The sequence below is a fragment of the Undibacterium sp. RTI2.2 genome (assembly GCF_035018705.1).
Classification (GTDB): Bacteria; Pseudomonadota; Gammaproteobacteria; order Burkholderiales; family Burkholderiaceae_D; genus Undibacterium.
Genome location: NZ_JASJXN010000009.1, coordinates 20650 through 43237, shown reverse-complemented (window position 1 = coordinate 43237; position 22588 = coordinate 20650). Strand labels below are relative to the sequence as shown.

General features: G+C 45.3%; 18 protein-coding genes. 6 read left to right on the top strand and 12 right to left on the bottom strand.

Annotation, left to right across the window (positions count from 1 at the left end):
• Window positions 1–30: 30 nt before the first annotated feature.
• The 6 genes from QN395_RS06900 to QN395_RS06875 form a co-directional block, all read right to left on the bottom strand.
• The gene (locus tag QN395_RS06900; protein ID WP_323492295.1) at window positions 31–3684 is read right to left on the bottom strand and encodes a hypothetical protein; all 3654 of its coding nucleotides are present in this window, start codon (window positions 3682–3684) and stop codon (window positions 31–33) included.
• A 72-nt stretch (window positions 3685–3756) separates the two neighbouring features.
• Window positions 3757–5868 (bottom strand): type IV pilus secretin PilQ family protein, encoded by a 2112-nt coding sequence (locus tag QN395_RS06895; protein ID WP_322121639.1) that lies wholly within the window; start codon window positions 5866–5868, stop codon window positions 3757–3759.
• A gap of 41 nt (window positions 5869–5909) precedes the next feature.
• Entirely contained in the window at window positions 5910–6449 is a 540-nt protein-coding gene (locus tag QN395_RS06890) for a pilus assembly protein PilP (protein ID WP_322120203.1), read from the bottom strand.
• Complete coding sequence (locus tag QN395_RS06885) at window positions 6446–7093, bottom strand: type 4a pilus biogenesis protein PilO (RefSeq protein ID WP_322120204.1); 648 nt, start codon at window positions 7091–7093, stop codon at window positions 6446–6448. The genes QN395_RS06890 and QN395_RS06885 overlap by 4 nt, the downstream gene beginning before the upstream one ends.
• Before the next feature lie 18 nt (window positions 7094–7111).
• Window positions 7112–7735: a PilN domain-containing protein gene (locus QN395_RS06880; RefSeq protein WP_322120205.1), complete on the bottom strand. Its 624-nt coding sequence runs from the start codon at window positions 7733–7735 to the stop codon at window positions 7112–7114.
• Window positions 7735–8817, bottom strand: a complete 1083-nt coding sequence (locus tag QN395_RS06875; protein WP_323492296.1) for a pilus assembly protein PilM — start codon at window positions 8815–8817, stop codon at window positions 7735–7737. Before QN395_RS06875 ends, QN395_RS06880 begins: the two co-directional genes overlap by 1 nt.
• Before the next feature lie 324 nt (window positions 8818–9141).
• Here QN395_RS06875 and QN395_RS06870 point away from each other — a divergent pair, with 324 nt between their 5' ends.
• Window positions 9142–11466, top strand: a complete 2325-nt coding sequence (locus QN395_RS06870; RefSeq protein WP_322120207.1) for a penicillin-binding protein 1A — start codon at window positions 9142–9144, stop codon at window positions 11464–11466.
• 29 nt (window positions 11467–11495) lie between these two features.
• On the opposite strand, the gene cyaY is transcribed toward QN395_RS06870, so the two are convergent.
• The gene (gene cyaY / locus QN395_RS06865) at window positions 11496–11810 is read right to left on the bottom strand and encodes an iron donor protein CyaY (protein WP_322120208.1); all 315 of its coding nucleotides are present in this window, start codon (window positions 11808–11810) and stop codon (window positions 11496–11498) included.
• Window positions 11811–11952: 142 nt separating this feature from the next.
• Between cyaY and lptM the strand changes: the two genes are divergently transcribed.
• On the top strand, window positions 11953–12120 hold the full coding sequence (gene lptM, locus QN395_RS06860) for an LPS translocon maturation chaperone LptM (protein ID WP_322120209.1): 168 nt from the start codon (window positions 11953–11955) through the stop codon (window positions 12118–12120).
• 165 nt (window positions 12121–12285) lie between these two features.
• On the opposite strand, the gene QN395_RS06855 is transcribed toward lptM, so the two are convergent.
• The 5 genes from QN395_RS06855 to QN395_RS06835 form a co-directional block, all read right to left on the bottom strand.
• The gene (locus QN395_RS06855; protein WP_323492297.1) at window positions 12286–12930 is read right to left on the bottom strand and encodes a protein-methionine-sulfoxide reductase heme-binding subunit MsrQ; all 645 of its coding nucleotides are present in this window, start codon (window positions 12928–12930) and stop codon (window positions 12286–12288) included.
• A 3-nt stretch (window positions 12931–12933) separates the two neighbouring features.
• Window positions 12934–13914, bottom strand: coding sequence for a protein-methionine-sulfoxide reductase catalytic subunit MsrP (gene msrP, locus QN395_RS06850; RefSeq protein ID WP_322120211.1), 981 nt, complete (start codon window positions 13912–13914; stop codon window positions 12934–12936).
• Window positions 13915–14125: 211 nt separating this feature from the next.
• The gene (gene ccsB / locus QN395_RS06845) at window positions 14126–15265 is read right to left on the bottom strand and encodes a c-type cytochrome biogenesis protein CcsB (protein ID WP_416352047.1); all 1140 of its coding nucleotides are present in this window, start codon (window positions 15263–15265) and stop codon (window positions 14126–14128) included.
• A gap of 65 nt (window positions 15266–15330) precedes the next feature.
• Window positions 15331–17514, bottom strand: a complete 2184-nt coding sequence (locus QN395_RS06840) for a cytochrome c biogenesis protein ResB (RefSeq protein ID WP_322120213.1) — start codon at window positions 17512–17514, stop codon at window positions 15331–15333.
• Window positions 17515–17617: 103 nt separating this feature from the next.
• Complete coding sequence (locus tag QN395_RS06835) at window positions 17618–18289, bottom strand: c-type cytochrome (RefSeq protein WP_323492299.1); 672 nt, start codon at window positions 18287–18289, stop codon at window positions 17618–17620.
• Between the two features lie 319 nt (window positions 18290–18608).
• Here QN395_RS06835 and yihA point away from each other — a divergent pair, with 319 nt between their 5' ends.
• The 4 genes from yihA to QN395_RS06815 all read left to right on the top strand — a co-directional run bounded on the left by yihA (window position 18609) and on the right by QN395_RS06815 (window position 22584).
• On the top strand, window positions 18609–19370 hold the full coding sequence (gene yihA / locus QN395_RS06830) for a ribosome biogenesis GTP-binding protein YihA/YsxC (protein ID WP_322120215.1): 762 nt from the start codon (window positions 18609–18611) through the stop codon (window positions 19368–19370).
• A 259-nt stretch (window positions 19371–19629) separates the two neighbouring features.
• Window positions 19630–20646 carry a porphobilinogen synthase gene (gene hemB, locus QN395_RS06825; RefSeq protein WP_322120216.1) on the top strand — a complete coding sequence of 339 codons (1017 nt, stop codon included), beginning with the start codon at window positions 19630–19632 and terminating at the stop codon, window positions 20644–20646.
• Window positions 20647–20652: 6 nt separating this feature from the next.
• The gene (locus QN395_RS06820; RefSeq protein WP_322120217.1) at window positions 20653–21318 is read left to right on the top strand and encodes a lysoplasmalogenase; all 666 of its coding nucleotides are present in this window, start codon (window positions 20653–20655) and stop codon (window positions 21316–21318) included.
• 42 nt (window positions 21319–21360) lie between these two features.
• Window positions 21361–22584, top strand: a complete 1224-nt coding sequence (locus QN395_RS06815) for a sterol desaturase family protein (RefSeq protein WP_323492300.1) — start codon at window positions 21361–21363, stop codon at window positions 22582–22584.
• Window positions 22585–22588 lie beyond the last annotated feature (4 nt).

The window sequence follows — 22588 nt, the reverse complement described above, 5'->3', positions numbered from 1 at the left end:
CATAAAAATAGGATACCTGCAATACATTAATTAACAACCGGCTCCACCGTTTTTATCTTTGATTGTCATATTGCTTGTTGCAGATTGACCTAGGCTATCTTTTACGACAATGGAAATTACCGTATCGGAGGACACACAACGAGTTCCCTGCGAGCCTATCGCTACACCTACCGTTGTTCCATCAAACGTTAACACATTTGATGCCTGAGGTAAGGTACCAGATACACTTGAGAGTATTGTGTTAGTTGTAAATACTTGGAATGGCCCGTTACCACCTTTAATAGCTAAATTGACGGTACTGTTATTTGTTTCACTAATCGACCAATCACTAGGACTAAGGAACATATTACTAATTGCTACGTTGACTGTAATGTTAATAGTCTGTGTTAATCCAGTGGCGTCTGCAACTACGATACTGACAGATCCTGGCTTAGCTAAGAACGCGGTAAACGTCCCGCCACTAGCAGAAACTGAATTATTGGGAATAGTTGCTATTGCCGAATTATTAGAGATAACACTATAAGGTGCTGAGCCGCCATCTATTCTAAAAGCTAATGTATCACCTGCGTAAGCAATTACTGTCGATGGAGAAACTGTTAGCGTAGTACTGGTTGTTGCAATTACCGTGACAACAATAGTGACTGTCGCACCAACGTTGTCAGTAACCACAATATTTGCTGTACCTGGTGCAACACCATTAATCACCAAAGAAGATCCCGCCAGAGTAACAGTCGCAACAGCCACATTACTACTACCAGCAGTGTAAGGCGCTGTGCCACCACCAATTGTGTAATTAGGCGACGCTCCCTGACCGATCGTTATGATACTTGGAGCGGATGTGAATAATGTAACTGGAACTCCTTTACCTACAGAAACGTTAATACTAATCGTCAAACCGCTAGAATCTCTGATAGAAACTTTTCCAGTTCCAGCTAGTAACCCATTAATTACTAAAGTAGATCCATTAACACTTGGCACAACAACAGATGTATTACTACTGCTAGCGAAGTAAGGAGCCAAACCGCCACTAATTGCATAAGTAGATGAACTATTAATTGCAACCACAATATCAGATGCGGCTGTAGTGACCAATGGTTGCGTAGTGCTGGTAACGGATACATTAATGGTGGCGACAGAGCCGTTTGCGTCTGTTACGACAACTTTGGATGTACCAGCAATCAATCCATTGATGGTCAATGCGCTGCCACTTACACTAGCACTAACCACAGACGGTGCGCTGCTACTCACTAAGTAAGGACCTAAACCACCACCAATAGTAAAGTTTGAAGTCCCATTAGCAGATATAACAATATCAGAAGCTGCAGTAGTGAATAAAGGCACCGTAGCTCCAGAACTTCCAACAGTCACCGTAATTGTTACAGTTGCACCAGCAGTATCACTCACAACAATTTTTGCAGTTCCTGAACTAAATCCGTTAATGGTTAAATTAGTTCCGCTTATTGCAGCGTTTGCAACGGCTACATTACTGCTGCTAACTAAATAAGGAGCGGTACCGCCACCAATAGTGAACGACGACGAACTGTTTGTTGCTAAAGAAATTGTGGACACTGCAGAAGTAAACAACGGTATTGAAGGGACTGAACTACCTACAGTTACCGCAATACTCACCGGAGTACCAGTAGCATCGGTTACTAAAACAGTTGCAGTACCCGCCAACAATCCTTTAAGGTTCAAGGTAGTTCCAGTCAGACTTGCACTTAAAACTGAACTATTACTGCTACTTGCAAGATAAGGAGGAGTACCGCCACCGACTGTAAAGGTCGACGTTGCACTGATTCCCACCACAATTGTAGAGGGCGCCGTTGTAAAAAGTGGAGTAATAGGACCGATATTCCCTACGGTTACTGTTATAGAAACAGAGGCTCCTACATTATCTGATACAACAATTTTTGCGGTACCTGCCAAAAGCCCGTTGATTGTTAAAGTTGTTCCATTCACGCTAGCGGTTGCAACTGATGCACTACTGCTACTTGCCAAATATGGACCAGTGCCACCACCAATTGTAAAAGCAGTAACCGCATTACTCGCAAGTGTTATAGCCGAAGGCGCGGTAGTAAATAGTGGCGGTACGACACCAACGTTACCAACAGTTACGGTTATTGTTACAGCATTACCAGCAGCATCGCTGACAACAATCTTGGCACTTCCTGCCGTCAGTCCATTCACAGTTAAAGTCGTACCACTAGCAGTAGCCGTTGCAATCGCTGAATTACTACTGCTCGCAAAATACGGTGCGGATCCGCCGCCAATCGTAAAAGTAGTGACTGCGTTGGTTGGTAGGTTTATGGCAGAAGGTGCGGTAGTAAAGAGTGCAGCTACTACTCCGCCATTGCCAACAGTAACACCTATTTTTACTTGCGTACCAACCGCATCACTGACTACAACGGTAGCACTGCCTGCGAGCAATCCGTTAATTGTCAAGGTATTGCCAGTAAGGTTTACCGCTGCAACTGCGGTATTACTGCTGCTAGCAAAATACGACGCTACGCCGCCACCCACGGTAAATGTAGATACGCTGTTAGTGGACACAACAATAGTAGACGCCGCGGTGGTAAAGAGTGGAGTTACCGTACTTGTTGTGCCAACAGTTACTGTTATTGCTACCGCAGTACCTGCAGCATCACTAACAACAATTTTGGCAACTCCTGCTGTAAGTCCGCTTATCGATAAAGTCGTACCGCTAACACTTGCAGTTGCAATCGCTGAATTACTACTGCTTGCGAGATATGGCGCGGAACCGCCACCAATAGTGAAAGTAATGACTGCGTTAGTTGATAGGTTTACCGCGGAAGGTGCAGTGGTAAAAAGTGCTGCTACCACCCCACCATTACCAACAGTGATCACTATTTTTACCTGGGTACCGGCTGTATCACTAACTACGACGGTAGCACTACCAGCAGCCAATCCATTAATTGTTAAGTTATTACCACTAATATTAATAGTTGCAACGGCCGTATTGCTACTACTAGCGAAATACGGGGCCGTACCACCACCGATAGTAAATGTGGACACACTGTTCGTTGGGATAACAATCGCGGACGCAGCGGTTGTAAATAATGGTGTCACGGTACTAGTAGTCCCAACAGTTACAGTAATAGTAACCGCTGCACCATGTGAGTCAACGACCGAAATAGTTGCAGTACCAGCCGACACTCCGATAATTACAAATTGGCTATTATTACGATTATTTACCGCAATTGCTGCTACACCTGTATTACTACTAGTTACTGCATAAACTAGGCTACCACCGCCAATTGAATATGAAGATGAAGTAGCACCTACTCCTACAGCCACAGCTGCTGGTGCCGTTGTAAACAGAGCTAATCCAGATCCGACGGTTACGTCAAACGAGACCGAAGCTCCTTTTGCGTCTTTCACTACAACCGTCGCTTTCCCTCCGCCAACGTTTCCTGTCACATTCAACGCAGTGCCGTTAACAGAAACACTCACCGCACCGGACGTTGTGGTTGCGGTGTAAGTGGGCACACCACCACCGATTGTGTATGTTTGGCTCTGTCCAGGGGAAATCAGAACAGTTGTTCCCGCGGACACAAATAATGCTGCGCCGCCACTAGTGTTACCAGCAGATCCCCCACCGCCTCCGCATGCGGATAAGATGGCCAATGACAGGAATATAAAAATTGTGCGAATTAACTTCGTCATGTAACACCCTTGTTTTTAATGACTTTAAACGAAAATCTGTGTGGAAAAGCTTACCGCAATGTTAGTTACTAGCTATTTGGTACTGGTACGTTCAGCAAGTACCTTTGGTGTAATAAAGACCAACAACTCGGTTTTATTATTAGTACGTCCTGTGGTTTTGAAGAGGTTTCCGAGTAACGGAATGTCACCCAAAAAAGGTATTTTAGTAATCGCATCACGCTCTTCTTGGGTGAAAATGCCTCCCAAAACAACGGTGCCGCCATTTTCTACCAGTACCATAGTCTTAACTTGTTTAGTGTTAATTACGATACCGTTTCTGGTTTCTGTTCCTGGACTATCTTTGTGGACATCAACGTTTAAAATAATATTCCCATCCGGAGTAATCTGAGGAGTGACATCCAGACTTAGCGTAGCCTTTCTGAAAAAAATCGAGGTCGCACCACTACTGGTTGCCACTTGATATGGGATTTCGGTACCTTGTTCGATATGAGCAGGTAATTGGTCTGCAGTAACAATGCGTGGGCTGGATATAATTTTGCCGTTACCATCTGCCTCTAAAGCAGATAATTCTAAGTTTAAGAAACGATTTGCGGCTGAAGAAAATAAGCTAATAGCTAAACTACCCGGATTCAAACCATTAATCCCTGCCGCTGGCAAACTAACGAATTGTGAATTAGGAACGAAACTTTGGTCGGTGACTTTAGCCTGACCTGTTTGCTCGCCAACACCCAAATAGTTACCAGTCAGTGCAACTCTTTGATTGCCGCTTAACTGGTAGCCTGCATCACCTCCGTTTAAACCTCGTAAATCGGTAAAGCCTAATTTGGCACCTAAATTCTTACTAAACGTGTCATCAGCTTCAACTATGCGTGCCTCAATTAGAACTTGCCTGGAGGCAATATCTGTTTTTTGGATTAATTTGCGAACTTCCTCAATTTTACTAGCAGTATCAGTCACAAATAATTGGTTCGTGCGAGGCTCTATAACCGCACTTCCTCGTTTTGATAAAAGTCGGTTGGTACTAGAACCGTCCACGCCAAAGACTAATTTAAAGGCTTCTGCTTTTTGATAATTGAGTTGAAAAGATTCCGTTTTCAATGGCTCTAATTCTGCAATTTGAGCTTTTTGCTCCAATTCCAACTTTTCCTTAGTGAGTAGTTCGTCTTTTGGTGCAATCCACATCACTGAACCATTTTTACGCATATCCAGACCTTTAGATTGCATGATAATATCCAAAGCCTGATCCCAAGGAACATCTTTCAATCTCAAAGTTGCGCTACCGTTTACAGTGTCGCTCGCAATAATATTTAAACCACTAAATTCGGCAATAATTTGTAATAACGCTCGAACTTCAATGTTTTGAAAATTGAACGATAGCCGCTCACCACGATAACCTTGCGTTCCTTGAGTTAGTTTATTTGGATCCTCTTTAATTGGCTTGACCTCGACTACCAATTGCGTATCACTTTGATAAGCACTCTGCTCCCAAAGACCTTTCGGCTCAATAGTGATACGGACGTTCTCTCCCTCAGTTGCAGCGGTGACTGTTTGAACAGGGGAACCAAAATCACCAACGTCTAGGCGTCTACGCAATATCTCAGGCAATCCTACTTTATACAAATCTACAACAATTTTCTGCCCCTGCTGACGCGTGTCTACTGCGACTTGATTACTTGGCAAATCAATTACGATTCTTCCCTCACCGTTACTACCCCGACGAAAATCAATATCTCGAATATTTTGTCTAGCCACAACTGAAGGAGCGGATGTAACAGGAAGCCCACTAGAATTTACTGCTGTCGCAATTCCACCAGAGCCATCTATTGTTACTATAACAATATTTCCTTCAACTGTAGTTGCGTAGTTAAGCGGCTTATTCATGTTAAAAACCAACCGCGAACGCCCCCCCACTTCAACAATATTAATATTACGAAGCTCACCCAGGTTTACATCAACTATAGACTTGCCAGTTGTATTAGTTGTATCCGCAAAATCGAGCGCAATACGCGCTGGGTTTGTGACAGAAAATCCCAAAGGAGATTTGATCAATGGATTCTTTAGCCCAATTTTGACGATAGTATTAATTCCTTGCCGATTAGCAGAAACGGATTCAATGCTATTTGATTGAGCGAAAACTACCTGACTAATTGACAGTAGGCTTATTAGAAACAATTTGACAAGCATACGACTCCTTTTACTTGCATTTATAACGTCCACTAAGGCGTTCATTTTTTTGCCTCCTGCAACTCTAGCTTGGCTTGGCGTTCTGTCCACTCACCTGCAGCATCTTGAACAATTTCCTTAATTTCAATCTCCGTTTCAGTCACTTTAGTGATCATGCCAAAATCCTGACCGATATAATTACCAATCTTTGCCTGGAAAACAGTTTTATCAACTTGAATTAAGGCGTATCGCAAGTTAGGTTTTTCTATGAACCCGACCATTTTTAGAGTGTCTAGAGGGTATGATTCCAATGCCTCTCTGCGCCTTTCCATGTCTGGTTTTAATCCGCTACTAGATTCTGCTTTTAATCTGGCTAATACCACCAGTAGTTTTGCAGGGTTAAATGGATCAATGTTGCTTTTTCCAGTATAAGAGAATGGTACGTAAACCTTGGGAGGAGCAATCTTAGAAACGCCACTACGAGTTTCTTTCTTAATCTGCTCCATCCAATCTTGTGTTTCGGCAATCCCTCCGTTCCCACACCCAGTTAAAGTAAATACTGGCAACAAAAGGAGAATAAATTTTGAAGACACGTTCATCATTTCTTCGCACCTTTTTTCAAAGCTGCTTGGTTGGAGACTTCCTCCGGGTCCAAATAACGAAAAGTTTTTGCAACGACATCCAACACTAGGACGTTATCTTTGCCAGTAGAAATTGCTAGATTGTTTAAAGTAATAATCCTAGGCAACTTAGCTATATCACTCACAAACTCTCCCATCTCATGATAATTCCCGAGCAGCTTTATATCGATTGGGAGTTCCGCGTAATAATCTTTAACGGTTGGCTGACCTGGCTTGAACACATCAATTTGCAAACCTTTACCAATTGCGGCCTGATTTATATCAGATACCAAGGCATCCATTTCAGCCTTACTTGGCAATTGCTTTTCCATAGCAGCAACATATTGCAACACTAATTTTCTCTGTTCTTTAAGCGCTTCTAAGCTGATAGATTGCTGTATTTTTTGCTTATATGCATCTTTAAGTTTTTGCTCTTCTTGCTGCCCTTTGTCTAAGTCTTCGAGCTGACCATCCCAGTAGCCAAACCAACCAACAAATATTAAAAAAATAACTAGCCCTAGTGCTAATAGTACTCGAGGTATAAATGGCCACAATCCAGGATGAAGACCATTTAAGTCACGGAATTGTGAATTAGCCAACTCGCTTAATTCATTAAAATTTGCCATATTAATTCTATTCGCTTGTTATCGAGGCTTCTTAGTGTCTGGATTCGAGACTTCTGCACCTGAAGCTGCAACGGAATCGATCTCTCGAGCTCTTTTAATTCCAACAGTAATGGTGAAATCAAACACTCTTTTTGCATCTCGTCCCTGCCCTAACGCTGCCGATTTAATTTCTATCAAATCCGGCTTGTCCATCCAAGGCGAATTATTACCAAGGCTCCGAAGAAATTCAGATACGCGCTGATTCGATTGAGCATAACCATTTAACAAAATACGCTGTCCCTCTTGCTTTAAAGCTTTCAAATAGACACCCTCGGGCGTCAATTTCACCAACTCATCAAACATGAATACGGGTTGGTTCCTATCGCTTTGCAGATCTTCAACTGCTTGCTGGCGTGCCTTTAAACCATCAATTTCTTGTTTTAGGCTAGCAACTTCTTTAATTTTTTCATCCAACTTGCCATTTTCCGTTTTGATGAAATTATTTTTATCAGTCTGCTGTGAAATTCTCATGGAAAAAAAAGCACCTACCGACATTACAATTAAGGCCGCAACAATGCCGGCCAACAACAATAAAGTATAAAAATCATGTTTTAACTGTTTACGTTTTGCTTCACGATGAGGTAAAAGATTAATTTTTATCATCAGCCGAATCTCCGCATAGCAAGACCGCATGCGACCAAATAAGATGGGGCATCACTACGCAACGCCTTCTCGTTGACATTAGAAGACATTTCCATGCCTTTGAACGGACTAATAACCGTTGTGGAAATTTTTGTTCGCTCGGCGATCATATCGACCAAGCCAGGAATCACAGCGCAGCCACCGGCTAGAAATATTTGATCAACTCTTGTGTAAGGAGTCGATGTGAAGAAAAATTGAATAGAGCGAGTAACTTCTAAAGCGGCACTTTCTAAGAAGGGCTCCAACAGCTCCATCTCATAACTATCTGGCAAATCTGATTGCTTCTTCTTGATCTCTGCCTCTTCAAAAGCCAATCCATAATTTCTGACGATATCCTGAGTTAGCTGATTCCCGCCAAATTGCTGATCGCGCTCGTAAATAACCTCGCCATTCAACAAAATGGAAATATAGGTTACTTTGGCACCAATTTGAAACAACGCATAAATTTGGTCTTGTCCAGCGTTCGGCTGCTGCCCGATTAATCGTGCAATTGCTGCTCTCGCAGCATAGGACTCAATGTCCATTACCTTTGCCTGCAAACCCGCTGCTTCAGCTACAGCAACTCTATCCTCAATTTTTTCCTTACGCGACGCTGCCAACATGACTTCTATGTCATCTTCGGGGTTGCTTGAGGATGAACCAATCACACAAAAATCGAGACTGACTTCATCCATTGCAAAAGGGATATATTGATTTGCTTCGGTTTCGACCTGCAACTCCAAGGCCTGCTCACTGAGATTTCCCGAGAGCATAATTTTTTTGGTGATTACCGCTGATGCAGGCATTGCCAACGCAACATTCTTGACACTAGCACCACTTTTTTTAATTACTCGGCGAATGGCTTCTGACACCTGTTCAATGTTTTCGATATTACCAGCCACCACGGCACCCTTAGGCAACAGCTCTGAGCCATAACGTTCTAGTTTGAACGCTTTATTACTTCCCTCAGAAATCTCCACTAGCTTGACGTCAGACGTGCTGATGTCTAAGCCGATTAAAGGCGGATTTTTTCTACCGAGCAATGATGCTAGATCTAAAGCCAAGGATATCCCCTAAAAAATTACTATTTACATTGCTCTTAGCACAAGGCTATTGCTACATTTTAAGGCAGATGTCGCACGCACTAAACGCAAATTTTCTTTTAAAAACCGCTATTTAGAAGACAATCATCCAAGCTTACATGAAATCCTAGCAATAAGCCCTTCATTGTGTAAAGCATTTTCCGCATAGCATCACTGTTATACGTTGCCAAATTCCCACTACTGACAAGAAACTCGCTTCCTTTCCCAACTTATGGGTACTGAGCGCCAGAGTAATGGAGGCTGAGGATATAATAGTTGCTACGATTTCTATTGAAGATTCATTCCATGTCTGAGACACCAGTGCCTGCCAGCAGTACACCAAATACACAAGAACAGAGTTCCAACAAACCGCGTCATTGGGCGTTGCGTATTTTGCTGGGGACTGGTGGAATTTTAATTGGACTGGTTCTAGCCGGAGTGCTTATTCTTGGCTTTGCGCTAACGATGGCTTACCCCAATTTGCCAGAACTGGATTCGATTACCAGCTACCGGCCGAAGATGCCATTGCGGGTATTTTCGGCGGACAACATGTTAATCGCTGAGTTTGGAGAAGAACGGCGCAATGTCGTGCATTTCAATGAAATCCCCGAAATCATGAAAAAAGCCGTGCTGGCGATCGAAGATGATCGGTTCTATGAGCACGGTGGCGTCGATTATCTGGGCATTACCCGTGCGGCTTTACATAATTTGACTGGCGGCGCTAAACAAGGTGCTTCTACGATTACACAACAAGTGGCGCGTAACTTCTTTTTATCCAGTGAGCAAACCTTTAAACGTAAGATTTATGAAATTTTACTCGCATGGAAAATTGAGCAAAACCTCACCAAAGATCAAATCTTAGAGGTGTATATGAACCAGATTTATCTGGGACAACGTGCCTACGGTTTTTCATCAGCGGCACAGATTTACTTCGGTAAAAGTCTTAAAGAACTCACCATTGCAGAAGCCGCGATGCTGGCAGGTTTGCCAAAAGCGCCCTCCGCCTACAATCCGGTTGCCAACCCAAAACGCGCCACCGTTCGCCAGCAATATATTTTGCAAAGGATGAAGCAACTTGGCTACATTACAGAGGCACAGTTCGAGCAAGCAAAAACCGAGGTCTTCCACACCAAAACAGATAGCAGCGAATTTGGCATTCATGCCGAATATGTCGCAGAAATGGCGCGTCAGTTGGTCTACGAGCAATTTAAGGACGAAACTTATACCCGCGGTCTAAATGTCTACACCACCATTACGAAGTCAGATCAGGATGCCGCTTATCTGGCCTTGCGCCGTGGTGTGATGGATTATGAAAAACGCCATGGCTATCGCGGTCCAGAGGCGATCATTGAGATCCCGACAAATAAAGATGCCGCTGACGATGCGATCGAAAAAGAATTAGCGGAACATGCGGTCAGCGACGACCTGGTGGTAGCGATGGTGCTTGAAGCTAGCCCTAAGCTGGTCAAAGCGGTGTTGGTATCGGGTGAGGAAATCCAGATCACAGGCCCGGGACTGAGCTTTGCTGCCAGCGGCCTGAGCGCAACAGCGCCAGCCAACAAACGCGTCCAGCGCGGTGCTGTTATCCGCGTTGTGCAAGAGGGTACCAACTGGACAATTACGCAGATACCTGAAGTACAGTCGGCTTTTGTCGCGGCCAGCACCACTGATGGCGCGATCCATGCTCTGGTTGGCGGCTTTGATTACAACATCAACAAGTTTAACCACGTCACCCAAGCCTGGCGCCAGCCTGGCTCTAGCTTTAAGCCTTTCATTTATTCATCGTCACTGGAGAAAGGACTCTCCCCGGCTACGATCATCAATGATTCCCCGATCAGTTTTGACGCCGGGCAAACGGGTGGACAAGCATGGGAACCCAAGAACTACGACGGCAAATACGAAGGTCCTATGACCATGCGTAAAGGCTTGACGAAATCGAAAAATATGATTTCTATCCGCATTTTACATAAAGTCGGTGCCAAGTACGGTCAGGAATACACAACACGTTTTGGCTTTCTGCCAGAGAAAAATCCGCCCTACCTGACTCTTGCTTTAGGCGCTGGCGCAGTCACACCTTTGCAAATGGCCGGTGCCTATGCGGTGTTTGCTAACGGTGGCTACAAAATCAATCCTTATCTGATCTCCAAAATCACCGACAGTACCGGCAAAGTATTGTCACAGGCCAATCCTGACAAGGCAGGCGATGAAAACAATCGCGTGATTGATGAACGCAATGCATTTTTGATGGATAGCATGTTGAAGGATGTAGTTCGCTACGGCACCGCGACTAAAGCTTTATCTCTCAAGCGTCCTGACATTGCAGGTAAAACCGGTACGACGAATGACTCATTCGACGCGTGGTTCGCTGGCTATCAGGCAAAATTGGTGGGGATTGCATGGATCGGTTTTGATCAGCCCAAGAACTTGGGTAATCGGGAGACCGGTGGCGGTCTGGCGCTACCGATCTGGATTGGCTATATGCAAAGAGCCTTAAAAGATATCCCGATTGAAGAGCGCGCTGTACCAAACGGGATTATTGCTGCGAATGGGGACTATTACTATGTCGAAAATCCACCTGGCGCTGGCATTCAAAGTTTAGAAACAGAACCACCACCGATGATAGAAGAATAGCCGTCTATAAAAGCGCATCACCCAATCGGTTACTGCGCGCTTTGTGCCTGAGCTAATGCCGCTAACGTTGCGAAAAACTCAGCGCCATCGCGTGTATTGCGCCAAAGTTGGCCGTCGTATTTATAGTGGTAGCCACCCGCTTTGGCAGCGAGCCACATTTCTTGCATAGGCGCCTGACTGTTAATGATGATCTTACTGCCGTTATTGACGAATTCAACTTCCAACACGTTGCCGCTGCGACTGCACTCAACATCCATTTCATCATTCTCAAAGGCTTGCTCAAACACCTGCTCGACTTGTTTGATGCAAGTGTCGGCCAAGGTCAAAAATTCCGTTTCGGTCATGCTACACTCCAGCGAATTCATAAACCGCCATTTTATACGCTAATGCAACTTCCAATTGAAACGGAAACAAAGCAGGCTGATGGCGGATTTTTGCAAACGCCTCATTAGTTTTAAATTAGTTTTAATTTGGATAGGAATCACGATGTTTAAGACACGCATTTTATTATTGGCAAGTGTAGGTTTAGTCGTTTTGCTTACAGCTTGCGGACAAAAAGGCCCTTTATTCATGCCGAACAAGTCTGCGCAATTGATACCAACAACTCAGACAGTGCCCGGTGTTCTGACAGTAAATAAATCAGCAGCAAGCTAAGCTTGGCTGCAAAGCCCTGAAGAGGTCAAAAGATGTCAAATATTGACTTAATATACTGGAATAGAGTATTTTTAATCGTCCAATGATCCTATGGACAATAAGCATGTTTTTGGCTGATACTCCCCTTTTTCCCTATAAAAAAACGCGCTCACAGCGCGTTTTTGTTTATCTGACTGCGGTAGGAGTAAGTGCCGTCCTGCTCTGCCAGCGCCAAACCACTCGCATCAACAATAAGAGCGCAACGATCGTGCCAAAAATGATGGGTTGAAAAAAATCATGCTTGCCGGCCTTCATCCAGAAATAATGCAATATTCCTAGCGGCACAATCACATACACCAGGCGATGCAACCATTGCCAGCGCTTGCCGCCCAGGCGTTTGATCATGCTATTAGTGCTGGTCAGGGCCAAAGGCAATAACAAAACAAATGCGATAAAGCCGACTGTGATAAACGGACGCTTAATTACATCAGCCCACATTTCAGTCAGATCAAAAAAGTGATCGAACCACAAGAACGTGGTGAAATGCAGTAAGGCATAAAAGAAGGCGAACAAACCCGTCATGCGCCGCAAGCGAATTAACCAATTCCATTTTGTCAATTTGCGTAGCGGCGTGACAGACAAGGTAATACAAAGCAGGTACAGCGTCCAGTCACCAGTATTGCGAGTAATAAACTCCACCGGATTCGCACCCAGCTTATCGAGAAAGGTGAATGCGACCAAACGGACAAATGGCAGCAAACCGATCACAAATAATACCGCTTTGATCAGACTTAACTGTTTTGGTGAGGGCTGAAATGAAGGCAATTTCATACCTCAGTAAAACTTCTTCAAGTCCATGCCAGCGTACAAAGAAGCCACTTCGCTGTAGCCGTTAAACATCAGCGTTTTGCGCTTTCTGGACAGAATCCCGTCCTCACCGATACGACGCTCAGACGCCTGCGACCAGCGCGGGTGATCGACCTCTGGATTCACGTTGGAATAGAAACCATACTCGCTAGGTGCCGCAATATTCCAAGCAGTTTTTGGCTGCTCTTTGGTGAAGCGAATTTTGACGATGGATTTGGCCGATTTAAAACCATATTTCCAAGGCAACACCATCCGCACTGGCGCACCGTTCTGGTTTGGCAATACTTCGCCATACATACCCAGACTTAGCAGAGCTAGCGGATGCATCGCCTCATCCATACGCAGACCTTCCACATACGGCCACTCCAATACCGGGCGACGTAGTCCAGGCATTTGTTTTTTATCATCCAACGTCGTGAATTCCACAAACTTGGCATTACCCGTCGGCTCCACCTTTTTGATCAGATTCGACAAAGAATAACCAGTCCAAGGGATCACCATAGACCAACCTTCAACACAGCGCATACGATAGATGCGCTCTTCCAGTGGAGCCAGTTTAAGCAAAGAGTCCAAGTCCAGTGTCATTGGTTTTTTCACTTCGCCCTCAATCGTCACAGTCCAGGGGCGTGGCTTGAGCGAACCAGCGTTCATCGCCGGCTCTGATTTATCGGTGCCGAACTCGTAAAAATTGTTATAGGTCGTCGCGTCTTTATAGCTGGTCTTTTTTTCCACCAGCGCATAAGCGGGATTGAGGGTTGCGGCCAGCTTTTGTGCTGTAGCCGATTGCGCAAATGCTTCGCGCTGTGCCATTTCAAACAAGGCAGTGCCAGCGACCGAACCCACCGCCATTTGACGAATAAAATCACGGCGCGATTCAAAAATAGAGCGAGGTGTGATTTCGGATGAAAATGGCAAGTCGATGCCGTTTGGACTACGTTTGATCAACATGGTGACTCCCTATGCGACGAGATGAAAATGCAAGAACAACAATTTTTTATTACTGGTTTGAGTCTTTAGATTGCGAATAGTTTCTCATGAGTCGCCAGAGTCTGCTGAACCTTACATTTTTTACATAAACAAAGAAAAAAAGCCTCGCAAAATCAGTTTGCGAGGCTTTGAATTTGTGTAAGAGCTTTAGAAGCGAATTGTGCTCGTGGATTTATAAAGTTCCGTAAGAATGCAAGCCAGACAAAAACATATTCACACCGAGGAAAGCAAACGTCGTTACCAGCAAGCCAATCAAAGCCCACCATGCGGCAATCTGGCCACGCAAGCCTTTCATCAGGCGCATATGCAACCAGGCGGCATAGTTCAGCCATACAATCAGCGCCCAAGTTTCTTTCGGGTCCCAAGACCAGTAACCACCCCATGCTTCTGCTGCCCACAACGCGCCTAAAATCGTCGCAATTGTGAAGAAAGCAAAACCAACCGTAATAGCTTTATACATCACGTCGTCCAGCACTTCGAAAGAGGGCAAGCGGTCTTGCAAATAACCTTTAGATTTCAACAAATACGCCACCCCAACCATCGCTGCCAGCGAGAATGTACCGTAGCCGATAAAGTTGGCGGGTACGTGGATTTTCATCCACCAGCTTTGTAGCGCCGGAACCAGCGGCTGAATCTCTGCGGCGTCACGCTTAACCGTGTACCACAACAAAAATCCGACTGCCGCCGAAATCACGATCAATACAAACGGCCCCAACTGACGGGTTTTATATTGCTGCTCGTAATACAGGTAAAACAAAGCTGTGATCATCGAAAATAAAATGAACACTTCATACAAATTGGATACGGGAATATGGCCAATATCTGCACCGATCAGATACGACTCATACCAGCGCACCAGCATACCAGTAAACCCCATAATCACGGCAGCCCAACACAAACTCGAGCCAATGGAAGATCCAAAATCAGAGCGGGCAATCAAACCACCCCAATAAAATAGTGTCGATAAGAAGAACAAAGTGCTCATCCACAAAATCGCGGATTGACTAGAAAACAGATATTTGAGGAAAAACTTTTGATTCGCCATCTCCAGCGAACCTGCGTACAGGTGAATAGCAAACAGAGAAATCGCCGTCAGCACAACGAGCAGCCAGCGCACGGGCTTCCAATGCCAGCCTAGCCATGCAAATGCGGGCACGGCAAAGAGTAAAATCCCTTTTTCATAGCCATCCATATACATGCCAAAACGACTTAATGCGAATAAAGCACCTACGCTAAGAGCCAGGGCATAGAACCAGTCGATTGCACTTAGCCGCTTAAAGAAGCCTTGGTAGGGCGTATAGTTTTGTGTCATTTCCATCATATTTCCGATATCTAAACAATCTGCTGCTAAAGCACTTCAAAGAACAGTGTAGTCGATTACAACTGCGAAGGTTGATCGTTTGCTGGTTTAGTTACTTTTGGCAATTCTGCCTTCAACTGATCAAACTCTTTCTCAAAATCGAGGGTTTTGCGCTGAGAACTGAGGGCAATTAATATTTTGGTTGCTGGCTTGCCCCCAGGATCAGCACCAACATCGGCATCTTTCAACCAAATCCAAAGACGGCGTTCACGAATATAAAACATCGAAAACACACCAATCACTAAAAACAGGCAGCCCAGATAGACGATGTTTTTTCCGGGTGAGCGAGTCACTTGTAAGATAGAAGCTTTTACCTCGTCAAAACCGCTCAATTGTAAATAAAATGGAGCGCCATAGAAAAACGAATCCGACAAAGCACTGGTCGCCAATTGCAAAAACTTTACATGCTTTTCATTTAGCTCAATATCTGGCTGTCCCGCTTTTTCGCGCGCAACTTGCCACAGATCCCACATGCTGCCATTTAAAATTTTCATAAATACATCGGCAGCCTTGGCTTGCTCAGCCGCAGGAATTTGTTCCAAAAATTGAGAAATAGCGACAAACCCCGACGGTTGATTTGATTTCTGATTTACTTTACCAGCGTCACCAGGTTGGCCTGCAAAAATCGATAAGCCTTTGAAGGCAGACATACCTAGTTGCTCTTGTAACTTTGCGTCATTATTGGGCAAAGCGCGTTTAGCATAGCGCTGTGCCGCTATTTGGCGCCATTCAGGATTGGCCAATGCTGCCCGCAAACGCATCCACTCAATGACGGTGTCATCATCATCCGCTGGAATCCGCAGGTAGCGAAAAGCATCATCAGGATTATCACGCATGCCTGCTAAAAAAATCGACGCGCCATCCAACTCTACCGGTTGCATATAGTTGGAGAACTCTTTAGCCTGACCATTTTTATCGCGCAATTTGTATTGCACACTAGGACCAACATTTTTCAGATTTTTGCTGTTGGCACTTTTTCCTGCTGATCCAGTATGTTTATCCAGATCGGAGGCCAGTTGCTGATTAAAACTCTGATTCAAATTGACGGCACGGACGTCCTGCGCGTTGTTAGCCATATTCTCTACATTAGCCACGCGAAAACCAGTCCACTCTACTGTGTAGTCATTACCGCTGGCAGATGGCAAAGGTGTCGTGCCATTGACATCACCAGATATGGCAATACTCGTCATTGCATCACCGGACATGGGATATGCGGCCAGCGACAAATGACTACCGCCGTCCTCAATACCGGACTGGTAAACCGCAACGCCTTTATAAATCAGCGGCTCATTCACTTTGATGGTGGCTGAAAAAGTTTTACCTGTCTCATGATCTTTTACCATCACTTCGCTGGCAAAAAGTTTGGGCATGCCCGTTGAGTAGTAGTCGATGATGAATTTATTCAGTTTGATCGTAAGTGGCAAATCCTGAATCAGTACACCTGTTTGTTGCTGAATAATTGCAGTACTGCTTGTAGCGCCTTCTGGAATAGTGGTATTACCGCGGAAGGTGGGAGTGCCTAGCGCCAGTCGGTGTTGTGCCGGAATTTTGGCAATGATGCCACTGCCATCAAAAGGAACTTTGCCCATAAACCATTGCTGATAACGGATAGATAAATCAGAATCAAGTAAGCCACCCACCATGATGATCACGATTGCACTGTGCGCAAAAATATATCCCCACTTATTTGCTGCACCTTGTTTAGCTGCGATCAAAGTCGCATGATCTTTTTCTACTACTTTGAACTTGTAGCCAAGGCGAGTGATATGCGCCGTTACTTGTTGCACAGTTAAAGGTCGCGTATTGGTCGCTTGCCATTCTGCCTTGTGATGAAAATTACGCAGAGATTGCTCGCGTACATTCTCGCGCCAGCTACGCATGTCTTTTAGCATCTTCGGCGCATTACGAATTAAGCATAAGCTGGTGGACAGTACCAAAAACGCCATAATCAATAAAAACCACCAAGCGGAATATAGCGAATACATGCCCATTTTATGAAACACGTCAAACCAGAACGGTCCGAATTGATTCACATAATTCGGCATAGGCTCGTTTTGCTTTAATACCGTACCGATAATAGAAGTGACTGCAATCAATACCAACAAACTAATGGCAAATCGCATAGATGAGAGCAATTCTATGCTATCGGCTAACCAGCGGCGCTCGGTCTGGAGTTGCAATCCGGCGGTATCAGTTTCCACAATTATTTCCATAATTAATTTGTTCTAAAAATAAAAAAGGGGATGGCTTTTGCCACCCCCTCCGTTTATTTTTTAATTTGTTTCTTTTGTTGTATCTCTGTATTTATTTCAGGCCAGCGATGTAATCAGAAACTGCTTTCATTTCATCATCTGACATACGTTTGGCGATGGTTGTCATTTGTATGCCGTTTTTACGTGTACCAGTACGGAAATTAGTCAACTGGGCAACCGTGTAGTCCTGATGCTGACCCGCAATACGTGGGAATTGCGCAGGTATACCAGCGCCGTTAGGGCTATGGCAACCAGCACAGGCGGGTACGTTTTTCTCAGCGATACCGCCACGATAAATTTGTTTACCGAGCTCGACGATGTCTTTATTTTTGGCCGCGCCTGGTTTTGGTTTCTGTGCGCTTAAGTAGGCCGCGACGTTTTTCATATCGTCTTCTGTCATTGCTTTTGCAAATGTGGTCATGACTGGATTATTGCGGTCTGGACCAGTGAAATTTGACAACTGCTTAGCGATGTAAGCCTCATGTTGTCCAGCTAACTTTGGATTGACCGAAATAGTCGAATTACCCGCTGCGCCGTGGCAAGATACGCAAGCGACAATCCCACGTGCTTCATCACCGTTCGTAAAAAGCGCCTCACCTTTGGCTGCGTCCGCTTTTGCAGGCGCCTTCGCTTCTTGGTTGGCATATGCCACAGAGGTGATTGCAGACATCGCTAACATGGCGACGCAGATGGACTTTAAAAAAGGTAAAAAAGCACGGTTCATTCAAACACCTTGAGACTAATTTATGGAATCTGCCCTATTGGCAACGCACGTTTGCTACGCCTAAAACCCAGATCAAACCTAAGTCAAGCGCACAAGCAAAACACAGGTAAAACAATAAGCACAAAATACAGGATTGGAAACATGCAGCCCAATACCTAACCCCTTATTGTACAATAGCTTTAAGCGATTCTCTTTCTTCTGTTGCATTTTTCCATGCAATTTCCATGTACCGAGCACGTAGGCATGTAAGCACCTAAGCAATAATTAAGCACTTATTTAGTACTTATCAAGCACTCACTCACCTTTACAAGCAACTTCTATGTCTATCCTTTGGCAAGCCCGTTTTTTTACAACGGTCAATCATTTACGCGATTTGCCCAATTCATCCGTGCCGGAAATCGCCTTTGCAGGCCGTTCCAACGCAGGCAAATCAACTGCCATTAACATTCTGTGTAATCAGAAAAAATTATGCTTTGCTTCTAAAACACCAGGGCGTACACAGCATATTAATTACTTCTCCATCGGTGGTGCGCATGTCGGCCAACACCGTAAGGATGAAACCCGTGCCGATGAAATCCGCGCCATGATGGTCGATCTGCCGGGTTACGGCTATGCCGAGGTACCTGGCGCAGCCAAGCATCACTGGAACCAGCTGTTGGGATCCTATGTGCAAAACCGCGACCAGTTATCTGCACTAGTTTTGATTATGGATGCGCGCCGCCCTTTTACTGATCTGGATACGCAAATGCTGCAATGGTTCGCACCGACCGGCCGTCCTGTGCATTGCCTGCTGACGAAAGCCGATAAACTCAATCGCAACGATTCCACCAACGCCTTGCGTCTGACACAAACCGTGCTGGCTAGCTACACCGATGCGGAAGGTAAGCCCTTCCCGTTTACTGCACAACTATTCTCGTCGTTAAAACGCACTGGCATTGAAGAAGCGGACGCAAAACTGCAATCTTTATTAGGTTTGGATTTGCCTTATACGCCACCATCGCGTCTTGCTAATGACAACGATAATAATGAGGGTGACGATGGTAGCGTCTCGGCTCAGCAACATCAGTCACAACAGTCATAATAAGTACACGAATAAAAAAGCCCCGGCAGAACTAAATCATGCCGAGGCAATAACGCCCGTCATATAGGACAACAGGCGCCCGCTCAGGGATGAGAAGCGGTAAGCTGAAGATGAGTTTGACGCTGGGATTTACAATTTTAATTACACTTTCAAATTAAAATTGAACATCCCAGAGCAGAACACAATTTACAACCTGCTTGTCTGAGCCTGCATCTGGCGAAAAGTTTCACTAACCTGAATATAAATTTTGGTGACCATCATGCCTAATTCAATCAAACCGTTCCAATTTCCCGCTGTTCGTATGCGTCGCATGCGTAAAGATGTGTTCTCCCGCGCACTGATGCGCGAAAACAGTGTGACGGTATCCGATTTAATTTATCCCGTGTTTGTGATTGAAGGCACTAATCAATCAGAAAAAGTTGCATCGATGCCCGGTGTCGAACGCGTTACAGTCGATGTATTACTTGGTGTAGCAGAGGATTGCGTAGCGCTTGGCATCCCCGTATTAGCATTGTTTCCAGCGATCAGCCCAAGTTTAAAAACCGCTGACGGCATTGAAGCGACTAATCCCAAAGGTTTAATTCCGCGCGCTATCCGCGAATTAAAAAGCCGCTTTCCTGAATTGGGCATTTTGACCGACGTCGCGCTCGATCCCTATACCAGCCATGGTCAAGATGGTTTGCTGGATGCGAATGGTTATGTACTCAATGATGAAACCACCACGATGCTTGTACGCCAGGCCTTGACTCAGGCGGAGGCCGGAGCCGATATCGTCGCACCAAGCGACATGATGGATGGCCGTATTGGCGCCATCCGTCAGGCGCTGGAATCGAATGGCTACATCCATACCCGCATCATGGCCTACTCAGCCAAATATGCGTCAGCATTTTATGGCCCTTTCCGCGACGCGGTTGGCTCAGCCAGCAATCTGGGGAAAAGTGATAAAGCCAATTATCAGATGGACCCCGCAAATAGCGACGAAGCCTTACGTGAAGTCGCTCTCGATTTAGCCGAAGGTGCCGACATGGTGATGGTCAAACCCGGCATGCCTTACCTGGACATCGTCCGTCGTGTCAAAGATGAATTTAAAGTCCCTACTTTCGCCTATCAGGTCAGCGGTGAGTACGCGATGATCAAAGCTGCCGCACAAAATGGCTGGCTCGATCACAACAAAACCATGATGGAAACCATGCTGTCTTTCAAGCGCGCTGGTGCTGATGGGATTCTCACTTACTTTGCCCGTGACGTTGCCCGTCTGCTCAAGCACAATGCATAAAGTCTTATGCTGAAGCTGTCTCTCATCGTCCTTGCCGCAGCGCTAGCCATATTTGGCGCTGCGGAACAAATTACAGGCCAAACAGACCATCTGATCTGGCTGCACTATGCGTTTAAACCGCTCACCACTTTACTGATTTTTTGGGTCGCTTTTGGTGTCCGGCATTTTAATGTCAGATACCGCAAAGCGATTTTGATCGGCATCCTCTTTTCACTCATGGGTGATGTTTTTCTGATGCTGCCACTGACGCTGTTCAAGTCTGGATTTTTACTCGGTCTGGCCAGCTTCTTATTAGCGCATCTATGTTTTTTACGGGCGTTTATCAGCGACACACGGCTGGTATCACGGCCCTGGATTTTTTTAGTCATCGGCATGATCGGTGTAATTAATCTCATTATTTTATGGCCAGGTATTCCGGGTGAGTTACGCGTCCCCGTGGTCGTCTATGTTGTCTGCTTGCTCTGCATGACATCGCAAGCACTGGCGCGGCATTTGGTCTTAAAAACCAAGGCCAGTAAGCTTGCTATGGCTGGCGGTCTGGCATTTATGTTGTCTGACACGCTGTTGGCATACAATAAGTTTAATGCCCCGTTGCCGCATGCCGCCCTACTGATACTGGCGACCTATTATCTGGCGCTTTACCTGATCGCACGCTCGGTTAAAACTTACTAAATCCTGCATCAAACTAAAACTACCTGCAAACTACCTACCATCATGCAAGAAAAAATCATTACCTTTGCGAGTCCTGTTTTTTTCTTGCTAATCGCAATTGAATTTATCGTCGCACGACGCCGGCAACGACACCTGTACCGTATTAATGATGCGATCAATAGTCTGAGTCTGGGCGTGATGAGCCAAATCATCGGTGTGTTTTTAAAAGTCCTGGCAATCGGCATTTATGCCTGGGTAGCGCAACATTTTGCACTTTTTGACTTATCCGATAACAGTATATGGGTGTGGGTTTCTGGCCTGCTACTGTATGACTTTTTGTACTACTGGCTACACAGAATGGGACACGAAACCAATCTACTCTGGGCCGCACATGTGGTACACCATCAAAGCGAATCCTACAATCTGACGACCGCGCTGCGGCAAACCAGTAGTGGCGCTTTATTTGGCTGGATTTTTTATTTGCCGATGGCTGTACTCGGTTTTCCTGTTCATGTATTTATCATCATTGCGCTGATCGATTTGTTATACCAATTTTGGATACATACCGAGCAAATCGATAAGATGGGCTGGTTTGATCGAGTGTTCGTGTCACCATCCAATCACCGCGCACATCACGGTGTGAACGATCTGTATCTGGATAAAAACTATGGTGGTATTTTAATTTTATGGGATCGCTTGTTCGGTACATTTATTGAAGAACAAGATGCACATCCTGTCGTCTTTGGTACCCGTAGCCCGCTGCGTAGCTGGAATCCTTTATGGGCAAATGTAGAGGTGTACAAAGCCGTCGCCTCAGATGCGTGGCATACACAAAATTGGTGGGATAAATGTCGCATCTGGTTTATGCCACCCGGCTGGCGTCCCGCCGATATTGTCGCAACATCACCTGCCAAATCATTCGACCTGCAACGCCCTGAATTTAACCCGCCGTTGACTGGCACAAAGATGTGGTATTGCCTGGTGCAGTTTGTTATTACGCTGCAAGCAGGTACACATTTTTTGACGATTGCTCCCAACACAGCATTTAGTAGCTTGCTACCGTATGCGATCTGGCTGGTCGCTGGATTATGGATCGTTGGTGGTTTAATGGAGCAGCAAAAACTCTATATCAAACTGGAAGCGGTTCGCCTTCTGGCGACGCTGCTGATGGTACTCATTGGCGGTACTTGGTTTGCGCTTGTCAGCTTAACTTTCATTGCGCAAATAGCGATAGCATCGACCTGTATTATTTCTCTTGCCGCGCTGTGGCTGATTTTTAAAAAGTAATCAT